Source organism: Nocardia xishanensis NBRC 101358 (genome assembly GCF_001613365.1).
In the GTDB taxonomy this organism is placed as follows: Bacteria; Actinomycetota; Actinomycetes; order Mycobacteriales; family Mycobacteriaceae; genus Nocardia; species Nocardia xishanensis.
Genome location: NZ_BDCF01000001.1, coordinates 282,392 through 303,176, shown reverse-complemented (window position 1 = coordinate 303,176; position 20,785 = coordinate 282,392). Strand labels below are relative to the sequence as shown.

Here is a 20,785-nt window from a genome sequence, read left to right as displayed (position 1 = left end):
CGATCTGCACCCGGTCGCGGTGCCGCCCGCCGAGCTGATCGCCGCGGTGACCGGGTTCGTCACCGCGGGATTCGATGTGGCCGAACAGGTTCCGCTGCGCACCCGGCTGTACGCCGCGGGCCGGGACGAGCACGTGCTCGTCGTGGTCGTGCACCACATCGCCGCCGACGGCTTCTCCATGGGTCCGCTGACCCGCGACGTCATGCTGGCCTACACGGCGCGCACCCAGGACAGCGCGCCCGGCTGGTCGCCGCTCGCGGTGCAGTACGCCGATTTCGCGGTCTGGCAGCGCGAGGTCCTCGGTTCCGAAGACGACGCGGACTCGCTGCTCGCCCGTCAGGTGGCCTACTGGCAGCGCGCACTGGACGGCGTGCCGGACGAACTGGCGCTGCCGACCGACCGCCCGCGTCCCGCGGTCGCCTCGCACCGCGGTGCGACGCTGCACCACCAGCTGCCCGGCGAGCTGATCGCCGCGCTCGACGAGATCGCCCGCGGCAGCGGCGCTTCGCTGTTCATGGTCATGCACAGCGCGCTCGCGGTGCTGCTGGCCAGGCTCTCCGGCGGCGACGACATCGCGGTCGGCACGCCGATCGCGGGGCGCGGCGAGCAGGCGCTCGACGACCTCGTCGGCATGTTCGTCAACACCCTGGTGCTGCGCACCGGCATCGACAACGGCGAATCCTTCACCGACCTGCTCGCCCGCGTCCGCAAGACCGACCTCGACGCATACGGCAATGCCGATGTGCCGTTCGAGCGCCTGGTCGAGCTGCTCGCGCCGGAGCGGTCGCAGGCGCGCAACCCGCTGTTCCAGGTGATGCTGGCCTTCCAGAACCTGGAGCGGACCGCGCTCGAGCTGCCCGGTCTCTCGGTGTCCGCGCTCGATCTCGAAGAGAACGTCGCCCGTGTCGACCTGCAGTTCACGCTGTCGGAAACCGGTTCCAACGGCATGACACTGGCGCTCACCTATGCCACCGAACTCTTCGACGCCGAGTCGGCGGCGCTGCTCGCGCAGCGTTTCGAGCGGCTGCTCGCGGCCGTTGTCGCGACGCCCGATCGCGCTGTCGGTGATATCGCGCTGCTGGACGAGGTCGAGGTCGCTTGGGCACTGCGCGGCTGGAATGACACCGCGCGGGAGATCGGTTCGGCGGCAACTCTGGTCGAGCTGTTCGCGGCGCAGGCGCAGGCTACGCCGGATTCGGTGGCGATTGTCGATCCGGCCGACGGTAGTTCGCTGACCTATGCGGAGTTCGGTGCTCGCGTGCACCGGTTGGCGCGCAGGCTGATCGAGGCCGGTGTCGGTCCAGAAAGCCTTGTCGCGCTTGGGTTGCGGCGTTCGGTCGACTTCGTGATCGCCGCGTACGCGGTGCATGAGGCCGGTGGTGGTTATGTGCCCCTGGATCTGGATCAGCCTGCCGAGCGGGTGAACTATGTCCTCGAGTCGGCGGCACCGGTCTGTGTGCTGACGACCGCGCGTGATGGCTTCGATGGTGTGGAGCTGCCAACGCTGTCGATCGACGAGCTGGATTTGTCCGGCTACTCCGCCGAGCCGGTGTCGGCTGCTGAGCGGATCGCGCCGTTGCGTCCGTCGAACCCGGCGTATGTCATTTTCACCTCTGGTTCGACCGGTCGCCCCAAGGGGGTGGCGGTGCCGCATTCGGCGGTGGTGAATCAGATTCGCTGGATTACTGGCGAATATGGCATCGATGCCGAAGACGTGGTGCTGTTCAAGACCCCCGCGACGTTCGATGTGTCGGTGTGGGAGTTGTTCGGTCCGCTGTCCACCGGTGGCCGCATGGTGGTCGCCAGCCCGGATGGCCATCGGGATCCGCAGTATCTGGTGGATGTGATCGCGGCGGAGCGGGTCACCATGACCTCGTTCGTGCCGTCCATGCTGACCGTGTTCGCGGGTTACGTCGATACCGCGGGTCTCAGCGTCGAACTGGGTTCGTTGCGCCTGCTGTTCATCGCCGGTGAGGCGTTCACCTCGGATGCGGTTCGAGCGATCCGCAAGGTGTCCGGGGTAGGGCTGTACAACCTGTACGGCCCCACTGAATTCACTGTGCACGCCACTCACGGCCCGGTCGCGTCCGCGGTCGAGGGCGCGGTGCCGATCGGTCTGCCGGTGTGGAATGCCCAGGCGTACGTGCTTGATTCGCGCCTGCATCCGGTCGCACCGGGTGTTGCGGGTGAGCTCTATCTCGCGGGCGCTCAGCTGGCACGTGGCTACTTCGGTCGTACGGATTTGACCGCGGATCGCTTTGTGGCTAACCCATTCGGCACAGGGGAGCGCATGTACCGCACGGGTGACCTGGTCACCCGGGATGCCGATGGTGCGATCGTCTACGTCGGCCGCACCGACTTCCAGGTGAAGTTGCGTGGTCTGCGTATCGAGCTCGGTGAGATCGAAACCGCCCTGACCGCGCACGATTCGGTTTCCCAAGCGGTCGCGCTGGTGCGCTCGGACGCGCATATCGGCGATCAGCTCGTCGGCTATGTGGTGCCCGTCAACGGCACCGTCGTCGATCTCGACGATCTGCGCACCCATTTGGCCGCGCACCTGCCGTCGTACATGGTGCCGTCGGCCATCGTGGGGCTCGACGCCATGCCGCTGAGCCCGAACGGCAAGCTGGACCGCAAGGCGCTGCCCGAGCCGGTGTTCGCGACCGAGGTCGTGTTCCGCGCCGCGCGCACGCCGGTCGAGCAGATCATCGCCGAGGTGTTCGCCGAGGTGCTCGGCGTGCAGCGGGTCGGCGTCGACGACTCCTTCTTCGCGCTCGGCGGCGACAGCATCGTCTCGATCCAGCTGGTCTCGCGCGCCAAGGCGCGCGGCGTGGTGTTCACGCCGCGGCACGTGTTCGAGCAGAAGACCGTCGCGGGCCTGGCCGCGGTGGCCGAGACCGCCGACGCGGCGGCTCCCGCTGTCGCCGCGCTCGCCGAATTGCCCGGCGCCGGTGTCGGTCCCATGCCGCTCACCCCGGTGGTGCGGTTCATGGCCGAGCGCCCCGGTTCCTTCGGCCGGTTCAACCAGACCCTCGCGCTGGAGTTGCCGCTCGGCATCGACCGCGCGGGCATCGCGACGACCGTCGGCGCGGTGATCGACCGGCACGACATGCTGCGCTCGCGGCTCTACCGCGACGGCGACGACTGGGCGGTGCAGACCGCCGAGCCGGGCGACATCGACGTGGACGCGCTGATCGAGCGGGTCGAGTTCCCGGCCGCGGCGACCGACGCCGAACTGCTCGACATCGCCTCGGCCGCATTGGATTCCGCGCTGGACCGGCTCGACCCCGCGGCCGGTGTCGTGGTTCGGTTCGTGTGGCTCGACCCGGCCGGCGGCGGCCGGATGGGCCGTCTGATCGTGGTCGCCCACCACCTGGTGGTGGACGGCGTCTCGTGGCGCATCCTGGTGCCGGACTTCGTCGCGGCCTGGGGCCAGCTGACCGCGGGCCAGCGGCCCGAGCTGGTGGCTCCCGCGACCTCGATGCGAGCCTGGGCGCACGCGCTGGAGCGCGAGGCCGAAAGCCCGTCGCGGGTCGCCGAACTCGACTACTGGCGCGCGGTGACCGACACTCCGGATCCGCTGCTGACCGCGCGTCCGATGGACCCCGCTGTCGATGTCTCCGGCGCGATCGAGAAGGTTCAGGTCGAGGTCTCCGCCGAGGTCACCAAGGCGCTGCTCACCACGGTGCCCGCGCTGTTCCACGGCGGCGTGAACGACGGCCTGCTCACCGCGCTCGCGCTGGCGACCGCGAGGTGGCGGTCGGGCCGGGCCGGCGCGCGCACCGACGACGCGCTGCTGATCCGCCTGGAAGGCCACGGCCGCGAGGAAGACGTCGTCCCCGGCGCCGACCTGTCCCGCACGGTCGGCTGGTTCACCGCCATCTTCCCGGTGCGGCTCGACCTGACCGGCGTCGACATGGACGCCGCGCTCGCGGGCGGCGTCGAGCTGTCCAAGGCCGTGAAGGCGGTCAAGGAACAGCTGCTCGCCGTCCCGGACAAGGGCATCGGCTACGGCCTGCTGCGCTACCTCAACCGGCGCACGGCCGGCGAGTTGCCCGCACAATTGCCCGGCCAGGTGAGCTTCAACTACCTCGGCCGCGTCTCCGACAGCGACGTGCCCGAGGCGTTGCGCGGCTTCGGCTGGACCCCGGCGCCGGAACTCGGCGCGCTCGGCGGCGCCTACGACGCCGACATGCCCGCCATGGCCCCGCTGGACGTCAACGCGATCGTGGTGGGCGACAAGCTCACCGCGAACATCGGCTTCCCGGCCACCCTGCTCGACGCCGCCGAGGTGCGCGAGTTCGCCGAGCTGTGGACCACCGCGCTGGAAGCAGTTGCCCGGCACGCGAATTCGACCGGAGCGGGCGGGCACACGCCGTCCGACTTCGCCCTGGTGCGCGCGAGCCAGCGCGACATCGAGGTCTGGGAGCGGCGCTTCCCAGCGCTGGCCGACGTGTGGCCGCTGTCCGCACTGCAGGCGGGTCTGCTCTTCCACGCCCGCCTGGCCGCGAGCTCGGTGGACGTCTACACCGCGCAGGCAGTGCTCACCCTCACCGGCCGGGTCGACGCGGCCCGGCTGCGGGCCGCCGCGCAGGCGCTGGTCGACCGCTACGAGAACCTGCGCACCGCGTTCGTCAGCGACAACGACGGCAACCCCGTGCAGGTGGTGCTCGACAGCGTGCGGGTCGCGTGGGCCGAGCACGACCGGATCGCGACCGGTTCGGCCGCCGACCTGATCGAGGCCGACCGCATGCGCCGGTTCGACCTCGACGCGCCGCCGCTGATCCGCTTCACGCTGATCCAGGTGGAAGACCACCGCTGGCAGTTCGTGGTGTCCAACCACCACATCCTGCTCGACGGCTGGTCGATGCCGCTGCTCATGCGCGACCTGCTCGTGCTCTACGCGGTGCACGCCGACGCCACCGCGCTGCCCGCCGTGCGCTCTTACCGCCACTTCCTGGATTGGACCGCGCGCCAGGATCATTCGGCCTCGCTGGCCGCCTGGTCGGCGGCGCTGCGCGGGGTGAGCGAGCCGACGCTGCTCGCCCGCCCCGACGCCGGTCGCGAGATCACCGCGCTGTCCGGCGAGTACCTGTTCGACCTCGACGAGGCGGCGACCGCGCGGCTCACCGCGCTGGCGAGTTCGCTCGGCGTCACCCCGAACACGGTGCTCCAGGTGGCCTGGGGCATCCTGGTCGGCCGCACGACCGGCGCCGATGACGTGCTGTTCGGCACCACGGTCTCCGGCCGCCCGGCCCAGCTGGCCGGCGTGGAATCCATGGTGGGTCTGTTCATCAACACTGTTCCGGTGCGGGTGCGCTTCGATCCCGCGGAGTCGGCGCGCGACCTGCTGGTCCGCACCCAGGGCGAGCAGGCCGACCTGCTCGACCACCACTACATCGGGCTGGCCGACATCCAGTCCGCCGCAGGCGTCGGCGCGCTGTTCGACACCCTCGTGGTGTTCGAGTCGTACCCGGTGGACGCCGAGGGCATCCGCGCCCAGGCCGCCGACATCGACGGCATGGCGGTGGCCGACCTGGAGGCCGCCGACGCCACGCATTACCCGCTGACGCTGATCGCGCAGCTGGATTCGCGCCTGCGCATCCGCGCCGGCTACCTGCGCGACCTGTTCGACGAGCAGACCGTGCGCCGCATCGCCGACCGCCTGGTCCGGGTGCTCGCCGCCGTCACCGCCGATCCCGGCGTGGCCGTCGGCGATATCGAGCTGCTCGACACCGCCGAGCGCGAGCTCGTGGTGTCCGGCTGGAACGAGACCGCGCACGAGGTCGACGCGGCGGCGACGCTGGTGTCGAAGTTCGAAGCGCAGCTGGCCGAGACGCCCGCGGCGACCGCGCTGACCTTCGAGGGGACGAGTCTGTCCTACGACGAGTTCGCGGGACGGGTCTATCGCCTGGCGCGCTGGCTCATCGAACGCGGCGTCGGCCCGGAGTCCGCGGTGGCGCTCGGCATGCGGCGCTCGATCGACCTGGTCGTCGGCATGTACGCCGTCACCGTCGCGGGCGGCGCGTACGTGCCGCTCGATCCGGATCACCCGGCCGAGCGCACGGAATACATTCTCGCCACGGCAGATCCGGTGTGTGTGCTGACTTCGGGCAGCGATCTGGAGATCGACACCGCGCAGGTGCGCATCGATCTGCTCGACCTGTCCGGTGTGTCCGAGGCGCCGGTGACCGATGCCGAGCGTCGTGCCCCGCTGCGTCCGTCGAACACCGCGTACGTGATCTTCACGTCGGGTTCGACCGGTCGCCCGAAGGGTGTGGCGGTCTCGCACGAGGCGATCGTGAACCGCTTGGTGTGGATGCAGTCCGAGTACGGGCTCACCGAGTCCGACGCGGTGCTACAGAAGACGCCCGCCACGTTCGACGTGTCGGTATGGGAGTTCTTCTGGCCCTTGCAGATCGGCGCGCGCTTGGTGGTCGCCAAGCCGGACGGTCACCGCGATCCGGCGTACCTGGCCGAGGTCATCGCGACCGAGCGGATCACGGTCACCCACTTCGTGCCGTCCATGCTCGCGGTGTTCGTCGCCGACGCGGCCGCGGCCCGCTGCGACGCGCTGCGCATGGTGTTCGCCTCCGGTGAGGCGTTGCCGCCCAAGCCCGCGCACCGCCTGCGCGAGCTGACCGGGGCCGAGCTGCACAACCTGTACGGCCCGACCGAGGCCGCGGTCGACGTCACCTACCACCGGGTGACCGAGGCCGACACCGACACCGTGCCGATCGGCGCACCGGTGTTCAACACCCAGGTGTACGTGCTGGATTCGCGGCTGCGCCCGGCGCCGGTCGGCGTCGCGGGTGAGCTGTACCTGGCAGGCGTCCAGCTGGCGCGCGGCTACGTGGCGCGGCCGGATCTGACCGCCGACCGTTTCGTGGCCAACCCGTTCGCCGACGGACAGCGCATGTACCGCACCGGCGACCTGGTGGCCTGGAACGCCGACGGCGAGCTGGAATACCTGGGCCGGACCGACTTCCAGGTGAAGCTGCGCGGTCTGCGCATCGAACTGGGCGAGATCGAGTCGGCGCTCACCGCGCTGGACGAGATCGCGCAGTCGGTGGTCATGGTGCGCGGCGATCAGCGCACCGGGGATCAGCTGGTGGCCTACGTCGTGGCCGCGCCGAACGCGCGCGTCGACGGCGACGTGGTGCGCGAGGACCTCGGCAGGCAGCTGCCCGCCTACATGGTGCCCGCGGTGGTCGTCGTGCTCGACGAGTTCCCGCTCAACGCCTCCGGCAAGCTGGACCGCAAGGCGCTGCCCGCGCCGGTGTTCGAGGCCGCGGTGTTCCGCGCGCCGACCACGCCGGTGGAGGAGATCGTCGCGCGCACCTTCGCCGACGTGCTCGGCCTCGATCGGGTCGGCCTGGACGACGACTTCTTCGCGCTCGGCGGCAACTCGCTCACCGCCACCCAGGTGGCAGCGCGGCTGTCCGCGGCGCTGGAGACCGATCTCGGGGTCCGCGAGCTGTTCGAGGCCTCGACCGTGGCGGCCCTCGCGGCCCGCACCGAGTCGAAGGCGGGCGCGGGCGGAAGGGCGGCGCTCACCCCGCAGCGGCGGCCGGAGCGGGTGCCGCTCTCGCTGGCGCAGCAGCGCATGTGGTTCCTCAACCGGTTCAACATGGGCGGCAACGCCGCCGAGCACAGCGCGGCGGCCGCGGCCGACAACATCCCGGCCGCGGTGCGGCTCTCGGGTCTGCTCGACCGGCAGGCATTGCAGGTCGCGGTGGCCGACGTGCTGGCACGCCACGAGTCGCTGCGCACCTACTACCCGGAGATCGGCGGCGTCGGCTACCAGCAGATCGTCCCGACCGGGCAGGTGATCCCGGATCTCTCGCCGATCGACATCACCGAAGACGAACTGCCGCAGCGCCTTTCCGAGGTCGTGCTGACCGCGTTCGACGTCACCGCCGAGGTGCCGTTCCGGGCCAGCCTGTTCGAGATCAGTCCCACCGAGCATGTGCTCGCGCTCGTGGTGCACCACATCTCGGCCGACGGCTTCTCCATGGGGCCGCTGACCAGGGACGTGATGATCGCCTACAGCGCCCGCGTCGACGGCGAGGAGCCCGCGTGGCGTCCGCTCGACGTGCAGTACGCCGATTACGCGCTGTGGCAGCGCGCGGTGCTCGGAGCCGAGGACGACCCGGACTCGCTGGTCTCCGGTCAAATCGAGTTCTGGAAGAACGAATTGTCCGGGCTGGTCGAGCAATTGGACCTGCCCGCCGATCGCCCGCGGCCCGCGACCGCGTCCAACCGCGGCGACACGGTGGCCTTCACCGTGGACGCCGAGGTGCACGCGGCGCTGCGCGCACTGGCGCAGCAGCACAATTCGACGCTGTTCATGGTCGTGCACGCCGCGCTCGCGGTGCTGCTCTCGCGCTTGTCCGGCACCCCGGACATCGCCATCGGCACCCCGATCGCGGGCCGTGGCGAACGCGCGCTCGACGACCTGATCGGCATGTTCGTCAACACCCTGGTGCTGCGCACGGAGATCGAGCCCGGTGTCGCGTTCGAGGAACTGCTGCGCACCGTGCGCCGGGTGGACGTGGACGCGTTCGGCCACGCCGACGTGCCGTTCGAGCGCCTCGTCGAGGTGCTCGACCCGGTGCGTTCGCCGGGCAGGCACCCCCTGTTCCAGGTCGGCCTGACCTTCCAGAACACCGCGCCGACCGTGCTGGAACTGCCCGGGCTGACCGTGTCCGGCGTCGACATGACGGTGCCGCTGGCCAAGTTCGACCTGCAGCTGACGCTGGAGGAGAAGCTCGGCGCCGACGGCGGCCCGCAGGGCATGTCGGCCGAATTCAGCTTCGCCACCGACCTTTTCGATGCGGCCACGGTGCGCGCGTTCGCGGATCGCCTGCTGCGCGTGCTCGGCGCGGTCTCGGCCGACGCGGGCGTGGTGGTCGGCGACATCGACCTGCTCGCCCCCGGCGAGCGCGAAATGGTGCTGCGCGAATGGAACACCGAGGGCGTCGACGCGCCCGCGGTCACCCTGGTCGACCTGATCAGCGCCCAGGCGCGGCGTCGACCGGAAGCCCCCGCGGTGCGTTTCGGTGCGACCACCGTCTCCTTCGGCGAGTTCCAGCGCGCGGCCAACCGGATCGCGCGCGCGCTCATCGAGCTCGGCGTCGGGCCGGAATCGAAGGTGGCGGTCGCGGTCTCGCGTACCGAGGAACTGCCGATCGCGCTGTACGCGGTGCTGCTGACCGGCGCGGCGTACGTGCCGATCGACACCACCTACCCCGTCCAGCGGCTCGAGTTCACCCTCGCCGATGCCGCGCCGGTGTGCGTGCTGACCACCGCGGCGGACGCGGACGCCGTTCCGGCGGGCGAGATTCCGCTGCTGCTGTTGGAGCAGACCGCGGCGCAGTCCGACGCGCCGGTGACCGACGCCGATCGCGTCCGGCCGCTGCGCCAGGACAACCTCGCCTACGTCATCTACACCTCCGGTTCCACCGGTGTGCCCAAGGGCGTCGGCGTCTCGCACCGCAACGCGGTCGAGTTGTTCGCGAACACCCAGCCGCTGTTCGGCTTCGACGAGTCCGACGTGTGGACGCTGTTCCACTCGTTCGCCTTCGACTTCTCGGTCTGGGAACTGTGGTGCGCGCTGGCCTACGGCGGTTCGGTGGTCGTGGTCGACTACCTCACCTCGCGTTCGCCGGAGCTGTTCCGCGAGTTGCTCGTTCGCGACCGGGTCACCGTGCTGAACCAGACGCCGTCGGCGTTCTACCAGCTGGTGGAGGCCGATCGAGCGGCGGGCGCCGCCGACGACGACGGCGAATTCGCGCTGCGCCACGTGATCTTCGGCGGTGAAGCGCTCGATCTGCGCCAGCTGCGGCGCTGGTACGAGCGCCATCCGGCGGACGCGCCGCGCCTGGTGAACATGTACGGCATCACCGAGACCACGGTGCACGTGTCGTTCCTCGCCCTGGACGAGCAGGACGTCGACAACCCGGCCAGCGTCATCGGCCGCGCGTTGCCCGGCCTGAGCGCCTTCGTGCTCGACAACCGGCTGGCCCCCGCGCCGGTGGGTGTCGCGGGCGAAATCTATGTGACCGGTGCGCAGCTGGCGCGCGGCTACCTCGGCAGGCCCGGCCTCGCCGCGAGCCGGTTCGTCGCCAACCCCTTCGGGGAGCCCGGTTCCCGGATGTACCGCTCCGGTGACGTCGGCCGCTGGTTCGGCGACGGCGACGCGGCCAACCTGGAGTACGCGGGCCGCAGCGACCAGCAGGTGCAGCTGCGCGGCTTCCGTATCGAGCTCGGGGAGATCGAGTCGGCGCTGATGCGCTGCGACGGCGTACGCCAAGCGGTGGTGCTGGTCCGCGCCGACGAGCACGCGGGCGATCGCTTGGTCGGTTACGTGGTGCCGGAGACCGGCGTCGCCATCGAACCGGCCGCGCTGCGCGACGCGGTCGCCGAATTCCTGACCGCTTACATGGTTCCGGACGCCTTCGTGGTGCTGGACACGCTGCCGCTCACCACGAACGGCAAGCTGGACCGGCGCGCGCTGCCGGAGCCGGAGTTCGTCAGCACCGCGGCCTTCCGCGCGCCGAGCACCCCGATCGAGCAGGCCGTCGCCACGGTCTTCACCGATCTGCTCGGTGTCGACGAGGTCGGTCTGGACGACGACTTCTTCGCGCTGGGCGGTAACTCGCTGCTGGCCACCCGGGTGGTCGCGCGGATCAACGAGGCGGTCGACGCCGATCTCGCGGTGCGCGAGCTGTTCGAGGCGCCGACGGTGGCCGCGCTCGCGGCGCGCGCCGCGGCGAAGGCGGGCAGCGGACGGCGCCGCGAACTGGTCGCCGGGCCGCGTCCGGAACGGATTCCGCTGTCGCTGGCGCAGCAGCGGATGTGGTTCCTCAACCGCTTCGACAACCAGACCGCGGTCAACAACATCCCGCTCGCGGTGCGGCTCACCGGCGCGCTCGACACCGACGCGCTGCGCAGGGCGGTCGCCGACGTGGTCGACCGGCACGAGGTGCTGCGCACCGTGTACCCGGAGACCGCCGACGGCCAGGGTGTGCAGGTCGTGCTGCCCGCAGGCCAGGAGAACCTGGACCTGACCCCGATCGTGGTGTCGGAGACCGAGGTTCAGGAGCGCGTCAGCGAGCTGATGCTCACCGGATTCGACGTCACCGCCGCGGTGCCGGTGCGCGCCGCGCTGTTCCGCATCGCCGGTTCGATGGACGGCTCTCAGCCGGACACCCACGTGTTGGTGTTCGTGGTGCACCACGTCTCCGGCGACGGCTGGTCGGTCGGCCCGCTGGCCCGCGACGTGATGATCGCCTACGCGGCGCGCTCGCGCGGCGAGGCGCCGGGCTGGGCGCCGCTGCCGGTGCAGTACGCCGACTACGCGCTCTGGCAGCGCGAGACGCTGGGCTCCGAGGACGACGCGGACTCGCTGATCGCGGCGCAGGTCGCGTACTGGTCGCAGAACCTCGCCGGCCTGCCCGACCAGCTCGACCTGCCGTCGGACCGCAAGCGTCCCGCCGTCGCGTCGAACCGCGGCGGTGTGTACGAGTTCGAGCTCCCGGCCGAGCTCGCACAGGCGGGCGAGGCACTTGCCCGCGAACACGGCGCGAGCCTGTTCATGGTGGTGCACGCGGCGTTCGCCGCGCTGCTCTCGCGCCTGTCCGGCAGCGACGACGTCGCCATCGGCACCGTGGTAGCGGGCCGTGGCGAGGCCGTGCTCGACGACGCCATCGGCATGTTCGTCAACACCCTGGTGCTGCGCAGCGCCGTCGACCCGGCCCAGCCGTTCGCCGAACTGCTCACCAGGACGAGGGAAGCCGACCTCGCCGCGTTCGGGCACGCCGACCTGCCCTTCGAGCGGCTCGTCGAGCTGCTGAACCCGGCGCGTTCGCAGGCGCGGCACCCGCTGTTCCAGGTGATGCTCTCGTTCCAGAACACCGGCGAGACCACCTTCGAGCTGCCCGGCCTCGAGGTCTCCGGCGTGCCGCTGGACGTGGTGACCGCGAAGTTCGATCTGCACCTGAACTTCACCGGCACCGCCGCCGACGGCATGAAGGCCGAGATCGCCTACGCCGCCGACATGTTCGACAAGGCCACGGTGGCCTCGTTCGCCGATCGCCTGATCCGCATGCTGGACGCGGTGATCGCCGATCCCGCGGTGCAGATCGGCGACGTCGACCTGCTCGACGCCGGCGAGCGCACCACCGTGGTGCAGACCTGGAACGCCACGGCGCGCCGGGTCGACCGCGACGCGACCCTGGTGTCGATGTTCGAGGCGCAGGCGGCGCTGACGCCGGACGCGACGGCGCTGACCTTCGAGGGAGCGAGTCTTTCCTACGCCGAGTTCGCCTCTCGCGCACACCGTTTGGCGCGGCGCCTGATCGCCTCCGGCGTCGGGCCCGACTCGCTCGTCGCGCTCGGCATGCGTCGCTCGCTGGAGCTGGTCGTCGGCATGTACGCGGTGAGCATCGCGGGCGGCGCCTATGTGCCGCTGGATCCGGATCACCCGGCCGACCGCACCCGCTACGTGCTGGATCTGGCCGACCCGGTGTGCGTGCTCACCACCTCGCGGGACGGCTTCGACGCGGGCGCGGTCACCGCGCTCGAGATCGACACGCTCGACCTGTCGACCTACGACGACACCCCCGTATCGGACACGGAACGTCGTGCCCCGCTGCGTCCTTCGAACACCGCGTACGTGATCTTCACGTCGGGTTCGACCGGTCGCCCGAAGGGTGTGGCGGTCTCGCACGAGGCGATTGTGAACCGCTTGGTGTGGATGCAGTCCGAGTACGGGCTGGACGGCACCGACGTGGTGTTGCAGAAGACCCCCGCGACCTTCGACGTGTCGGTGTGGGAGTTCTTCTGGCCCTTGCAGATCGGCGCGCGCTTGGTGGTCGCCAAGCCGGACGGTCACCGCGATCCCGGCTACCTGGTCGAGGTGATCAAGCGCGAGCGGGTCACCACAGCGCACTTCGTGCCGTCGATGATGTCGGTGTTCGTCGCCGAGGAGCGCGCGGACGAATGCACCAGCCTGCGCAACGTCTTCGCCTCCGGCGAGGCGCTGCCCGCGGTGACGGCGCAGCGTTTGCAGGAACTGACCGGTGCGCGCCTGCACAACCTGTACGGCCCGACCGAGGCCGCGGTCGACGTGACCTATCACGAGGTCACCGAGGACGACACGGTGTCGGTGCCGATCGGCGCGCCGGTGTTCAACACCCGCGTGTACGTGCTGGATTCGCGCCTGCATCCGGTGCCGGTCGGCGTCGCGGGTGAGCTGTACCTGGCCGGTATCCAGCTGGCGCGCGGCTACGTCGCGCGGCCGGATCTGACCTCGGATCGGTTCGTGGCCAACCCGTTCGCCGCAGGCGAGCGGATGTACCGCACCGGCGACCTGGTCAAGTGGGTTCCCGCATCGCGAAGCGATTCGATGGGGGGCGGTGGCCGGGCGACTGGTGGGCCCAAGAACGGCGAGCTGGAATACCTGGGCCGCACCGACTTCCAGGTGAAGCTGCGCGGTCTGCGCATCGAGCTCGGCGAGATCGAGGCCGCGCTCACCGCGCTGGACGCGATCGCCCAGGCCGTCGTCGTCGTTCGCTCGGACGAGCGTCTCGGTGACCAGCTGGTCGGCTACGTCATCGCGACCGCCGGTCAGGCGATCGACGTCGAGTCCGTGCGGACCGAGCTGGGCGGCGAGTTGCCCGCGTACATGGTGCCCTCGGCGTTCGTGGTGCTCGACGAGTTCCCGCTGAACGCCTCCGGCAAGCTGGACCGCAAGGCGCTGCCTGCGCCGGTGTTCGAGGTCAAGGCGTTCCGCGCGCCCTCGACGCCGATCGAGGAGATCGTGGCGGGCACCTTCGGCGACGTGCTCGGCGTTGCCCGCGTCGGCCTGGACGACGACTTCTTCGAGCTGGGCGGTAACTCGCTGGTCGCCACCCAGGTGACCGCGCGCCTCGGCGCGGCGCTCGACACCCAGCTCACGGTGCGTGACCTGTTCGAGGCGTCCACCGTGGCCGCGCTGTCGACCAGGGTCGAGCGCATCGCCGGGTCCGGCCGGTCGCGTCCGGAACTCACCGCGGCGCAGCGGCCGGAGCGTATTCCGCTCTCGCCCGCGCAGGCGCGGTACTGGTTCCTCAACCAGTTCGACACGGCCACCTCGGCGGTGGACAACATCCCGCTGGCCGTCCGGCTCTCCGGCGCGCTCGACGTGCGCACGCTGGAGCAGGCGATCGGCGACGTGTTCGCCCGCCACGAGGTGCTGCGCACCGTCTACCCGAGCTCGGCGGACGGTCCGCACCAGGTGATCCTGCCGGCGAACCTGCCGCAGCTGGACCCGGTCCAGATCGACGAGTCGGAGCTGATCGAGCGGGTCATCGCGTTCGCCATGACCACCTTCGACGTCACCACCGAGGTGCCGCTGGCCGTCGCGCTGTTCCGCATCTCCGAGCAGGAGCACGTGATCGCGTTCGTCGTGCACCACGTGTCGGCGGACGGCGCGTCGATGGGCCCGCTGGCCCGCGACCTGATGGCCGCCTACGTGGCCAGGGTCGGCGGCGACGCACCGCAGTGGACGCCGCTGCCGGTGCAGTACGCCGACTACGCGCTGTGGCAGCGCGCGGTGCTCGGCTCGGAGGACGATCCGGAGTCGGTGGCCGCACGTCAGGTCGCCTACTGGAAGTCCGCGCTCGCCGGGCTGCCCGATCAGCTGGAGCTGCCCGCGGACCGGCCGCGCCCGCCCGCGCAGTCGTTCCACGGCAAGGCGCTGCGCTTCGAGCTCTCGCCGCGGCGGCACGCCGAGCTGGCCGAGCTGGCCCGCGCCAACAACGCCTCGCTGTTCATGGTCGTGCACGCGGCGCTCGCGGTGCTGCTCGCGCGGCTGTCCGGCACCGAGGACATCGCGGTCGGGACGCCGATCGCCGGTCGCGGTGAGCGCGAACTCGACGATCTGATCGGCATGTTCGTGAACACGCTGGTGTTCCGCACCGCGGTGCAGCCGGGCGACCGCTTCGCCGACCTGCTCGCCGACGTGCGCGAACGCGACCTGGAGGCGTTCGCCAACGCGGACGTTCCGTTCGAGCGCCTCGTCGAGGTGCTGAACCCGGAGCGCTCCACCGCGCGCAACCCGCTGTTCCAGGTCGGCCTGTCCTTCCAGAACTTGGCCGAGACCACGTTGACGCTGCCCGGGCTCCAGGTGAGCGCGGTCAACTTCAACTCGCAGCTGGCCAAGACCGACCTGCACGTGACGCTCTATGACCGGTACGCCGACGACGGCACCCCGGCCGAGATCATCACCGAATTCGGTTACGCCACCGACCTGTTCGACGAGGCAACGGTCCAGGGCTTCGCGGACCGGTTCGTGCGGGTGCTGGACGCGGTGATCGCCGACGTGACGGTGCCGGTGGGCGAGATCGACCTGCTGGCCGACACCGAGAGCGAACGGATCCTCCGCACCTGGAACAACACCGCGCACGCGGTGGACACCGACGCCACGCTCGTGTCGCTGCTCGACACCGCCGTGGCCGAGGCCGCGGCGGGCACGGTCGCGCTGGTCGGCGACGCCGCTTCCGGTGAACGGACGCAGCTGACCTATGCCGAGCTGGATGCTCGGGTGAACCAGTTGGCGCGGTACCTGATCGGTCGCGGTGTGCGTCCTGAGGATCGGGTGGCGTTGGCGATTCGCCGGTCGACGGACCTGGTGATCGCGATGTACGCGGTCGCCAAGGCCGGTGCGGCGTACGTGCCGATCGATCCGGATCAGCCGGTGGATCGTGTCGACTACATCCTCGGCACGGCCGCGCCGGTGTGCGTGCTGACCACGGCCAGGGACGCGTTCGAGACCGCCGCGGCGCAGACCGTCGCGATCGACGAGCTGGATCTGTCCGCTCACTCGGATGCGCCCATCGCGGCCGACGAGCGCAATGGTGTTCTGGTCGCGGCGAATACGGCGTATGTGATCTTCACGTCGGGTTCGACGGGTCAGCCCAAGGGTGTGGCGGTGCCGCACGGGGCGATCGTGAACCAGTTGCTGTGGAAGACGGCGAAGTTCGACCTCGACAGCGAGAACGTGGTGCTGCTGAAGACGGCCGCGACCTTCGACCTGTCGGTGTGGGAGTTCTGGTCGGCCGCGGTGAGCGGCGGTCGCCTGGTGATCGCCACCGCCGACGGTCACCGCGACCCCGCGTACCTGAACGAGCTGATGCGCTCGACCGGTGTGACCACGTTGCACGTGGTTCCGTCGATGCTGGACGCGCTGCTCACCGAATCCGATGGACGCATGCCGAATTCGCTGCGCCGCGTCCTCGCCATCGGCGAGGCGCTGCCCGCGGCGACCGCGCAGAAGTTCCGGCGCGCCAACGCGGCCGGGCTGTACAACCTGTACGGCCCGACCGAGGCGGCGGTGTCGATCACCAACCACGCCGTCACGGTGGCCGACGAGTTCTCCGTCTCGATCGGCGCGCCGGAGTGGAACAGCCAGGTCTACGTGCTGGATTCGCGCCTGCGCCCGGTTCCGGTCGGCGTCTCCGGCGAGTTGTACCTGGCCGGTGCGCAATTGGCGCGCGGCTACTTCGCCCGACCCGACCTGTCCGCGGAACGGTTCGTCGCCAACCCGTTCGGCGAGCCGGGCGCGCGGATGTACCGCACCGGTGACCTGGTCGCCTGGAGCGCGGGCGGTGAGCTGGAATACCGTGGCCGCACCGACTTCCAGGTGAAGATCCGCGGCTTCCGCATCGAGCTCGGCGAGATCGAGGCCGCGCTGCTGCGGCAGGAGACGATCGCCGCGGCGGCGGTGCTCGCGCACAACGATCCCGGCCTCGGTGATCGGCTCGTCGCCTACGTCGTGCCGTCGGCGACCGGAATCGACCCGGAGACCGGCGAGCTGGACAAGCGCAAGCTCCAGTCGGCGCTGGCGGCGGACCTGCCGTCCTACATGGTGCCGAGCGCCTTCATGGCGCTGGAAGCCTTGCCGCTCAACGCGAACGGCAAGCTGGACCGCAACGCGCTGCCGCAGCCGACGTTCGAGAAGGCGGCGTTCCGCGCGCCGGTGACCCCGGCCGAGCAGATCGTGGCCGGCGTGTTCAGCGACGTCCTCGACGTCGAGCACATCGGCGCCGACGACGACTTCTTCGCGCTCGGCGGCAACAGCATCCTGTCGATCCAGCTGGTGTCGCGGGCCAAGGCGCTCGGCGTCGAGTTCAGCGTCCGCGACGTGTTCGACCAGCGCAGCGTGGCCGCGCTGGCGGCCATCGCGACCGCGACGCAGGCCGAGCGGGAACAGCCTGCCGAACTGCCCGGCGGCGGTGTCGGCGAGATGCCGCTGCCGCCCGCGGTGGCCGCCGCCCTGGCAGGCGGTGCGCCGTTCCGTCGGTTCGCGCAGTCCGCGCTGCTTCCGCTGCCCGCCGCGCTCGACTGGTACACGCTGCTCGACGCGCTCGAGGCGCTGTTCGACCGGCACGACGCACTGCACACGACACTGCGTGCGGAGGGCAAAGGCTGGGTGTTCGAGGCCATGCCGCGCATCGACGTGGAACCGCTGCTGTGCGAGGTCCGGGTCGAGAAGGGCGCCGAGTACGGCGACCTGCTCGCGGTCGAGCGCGCCGCCGCGGTCGACCGGCTCGATCCCGAAACAGGCGTGCTGGCGCAGTTCGTGCTGTTCACCTTCGCGGACAACCGTCCCGACGAATTGCTGGTCGTGGCACACCGTTTCGCGGTGGACGCGCAGTCGTGGCGGGTCCTGCTCGCCGAACTGACCACCGCGGCCGAGCAACTCGGCGTCGACGCGCCGCTCGAGCTGCCCGCGACCGGCACCACGCTGCGGCGCTGGGCGCACAGCGTGGCCGCCGACGAGGCCGCCGCGCACGAATCGGAACTGCCGTTCTGGCAGGAGATCTCGGCGACGGACGAGCCGCTGCTCGGCGCGCGGGCGTTCGATCCCGCGATCGACACCGCGGCGACCGTGGACCGCGTGCGGATCACCGTGCCCGCCGAGGTGACCGACGCGGTGCTGAACACCGCGTCTGCCCGCTTCCACGGCGCGGCGGCCGACGCGCTGCTCGCGGCGCTTGCCATGGCGCTGGTGCGCTGGCGCGGCGAACAGCACGGCGGCGCCGCGCTGGTACGCCTCGCTGGCGATGGGCGCGCCGCGCACGCCGCGGGCGCCGCGCACCTGGATCGCACGCTCGGCTGGTTCGACCTCGCCCACCCGGTGCGGATCGATCTGGACGGCGCCGACCTCGGCGACGCCTTCGCGGGCGGAGTCGCGGTGGATCGGATCCTGAAGGCGGTCAAGGAGCAGCTGCTCGCCGTGCCCGACAACGGGCGTGGTCACGGGCTGCTCGGACTGGCCGACGCCGCACAGGTCGCCTTCCGCTACCTGGGCGCGCTGCCCGCCGAGATCGTCACCGTCGCCGACCCCGCCCGGCCGGCGGCCGCGGCGCTCGACATCGACGCGATGGTGCTCGACGGTGCGAGCGGACCGGAGCTGGTGGCGTCGTTCGCGTTCCCGACCGGCCTGCTCACGGCAGAGCGCGTCGGCGAACTCGCCGAGACCTGGGTGTCCGCGCTGACCGCGCTGGCCACCCGGGTCCGCAGGCCCGACGCGGGCGGCCACACGCCGTCCGACATGCCGCTGGTGCGGGTCGGCCAGACCGACATCGAGCTGTGGGAGCGGAGCTACCCCGGCCTCACCGAGGTCTGGCCGCTCACGCCGCTGCAGTCCGGTCTGCTCTTCCACGCGCTGATGACCACGGCCACCGTGGACGTCTACAACATGCAGGCCGTGGTGGAGCTGAGCGGCGAGGTGGACGCCGAACGGCTGCACGCCTCGGCGCAGGCGCTGCTCGACCGCTACCCGAACCTGCGCACCGCGTTCGTCACCGACTCCACGGGCCAGTCCGTGCAGATCGCGCTGGACGGTGTCGAGGTGCCGTGGCGCGAGGTGGATCTCACCGATCTGCCCGAGGCCGAGCGGGAGGCGGAACTGCGCAGGCGGCTCGCCGAAGACCTGGCGCAGCGGTTCGACATGGCCGTGCCGCCGCTGGTGCGCTACGGGCTGTACCGCACCGCCGCCGACCACTGGCACCTGGTCATCAGCACCCACCACGTGCTGCTGGACGGCTGGTCGATGCCGCTGCTGATGCAGGACCTGCTGGTCCTGTACGCGGTGCGCGGCGACGCCTCCGCGCTGCCCGAGGTCGCGTCCTACCGGACGTTCCTGGAGTGGCTCTCGGGCCGCGACCTGAACGCCTCGCTGCGGACGTGGGCGGGTGCGTTCGAGGGACTCGACGAGCCGACCGAGCTTGCCCCGCAACCGGGTTCGGCCGAGGGGTACCAGACCGGCAAGCTGGTCACCCACCTCGACGCCGACCGCACCCGCAGGCTCACCAAGCACTGCGCCGAACTCGGCATCACGGTGAACACTCTGGTGTCGGCGGCATGGGGCATCCTGCTCGGCAGGCTCACCGGACGCTCGGACGTGACCTTCGGCGCCACGGTGTCGGGCAGGCCCGCCGAGCTGCCAGGCGTCGAATCGATGGTCGGTCTGTTCATCAACACGCTGCCCGTCCGGGTGCGCATCGATGACCGCGCCACCATCGAGGACCAGCTGCGCCAGTTGCAGCGCGAGCAGGCCGATCTGCTGGATCACCACTACGTCGGCCTGGCCGACATCCAGCGGGCGGCGGGGGCCGGGTCGCAGTTCGACACGCTGTTCGTGTTCGAGTCCTACCCGATCGACCGCGAGGCGATCGAGGCGGCGAGCTCGATCGACGGCATGTCGGTGACCGGGGTGGACGTCAGCAACACGACGCACTACCCGCTGACGCTGAAGGTCGCGGCCGAGTCGATCCTGGAGATCAGCCTCGAGTACCTGCTCAGCCGGTTCACGGCCGAGGAGGTGCAGACGCTGTCCACCCGGTTGGTGCGGGTGCTGGACTCGCTGCTCGGCGACCCGTCCGGGCTCGTCGGCGACATCGACATCCTGGACAGCGCCGAACGCGCCCAGCTGCTCGCCGAGTCCGGCGTGGCGACGACGGCCGCGGTGCCGGAGTCGGCGAACCGGGTCGGCACGCGGACCGTGGCGACAGTGCTCGCCGACGTGGTCGAGGCGGATCCGCAGGCGCCCGCACTGCTCGTGGACGGCGACGAGATCGCCTACCACGTGCTGGATCGGCGCTCCTCGCAGCTGGCTCGGGTGCTGATCGCGCGGGGCACTGGTCCCGGCGACGTCGTCGCGGTGGCGCTGCCGCGCGGTGTCGACGCCGTGGTCGCGGCATGGGCGGTGCAGAAGGCGGGCGCCGCCTGCCTGTTCGCCTCGGGCCTGAGCGCGGACGAGATCGTCGCGGCCGGAGCGAGTTTCGGTATCGGCGAGGCGGTGGCCGAGGGCACGCTGCGCTGGCTCGTGCCGAGCGATCCGCAGGTGCAGGGCGAACTGGCGGCCGCCGCCGGACACCCGGTGTCCTACGCGGACCGGGTGCGCTCGCTCGGCGAAGAGCACCCGGCCTTCGTGGAGCTGGTCGACGGCGCGCCGGTCGCGCTGAGCCAGACCGCGGCGCTCGACCTGGCCGAACGGATCCGCGACGAGAACGCGATCGACTACGAGTCGACCACGTTCACCACCGCCGCCGCGGGCCGCGCCGCCCTCTGGGAGTTCGTGGCTACGTCCACCGCCGGCGCACTCTCCGTGCTCCCCACGGCCGACGACATCGCCGACGACCTGGCCGACGGTGAAGTCACCCACTGGTTCGTCGCCCCTGGCGAACCGACCGACGCCGCCGACGAAGAGATCCGCGTCGTCGTCGCGGAGTGA

At 70.9% G+C, this 20,785-nt stretch carries 1 protein-coding gene (only partly in view); it reads left to right on the top strand.

Annotation, left to right across the window (positions count from 1 at the left end):
• Nucleotides 1–20,785, top strand: the 3' portion of a protein-coding gene (locus NX1_RS01350; protein WP_068052307.1) for a non-ribosomal peptide synthetase. It extends 16,448 nt beyond the left edge of the window; 20,785 of the gene's 37,233 nt are visible here — the last part of the coding sequence; the start codon falls outside the window, past its left edge; the stop codon is at nucleotides 20,783–20,785.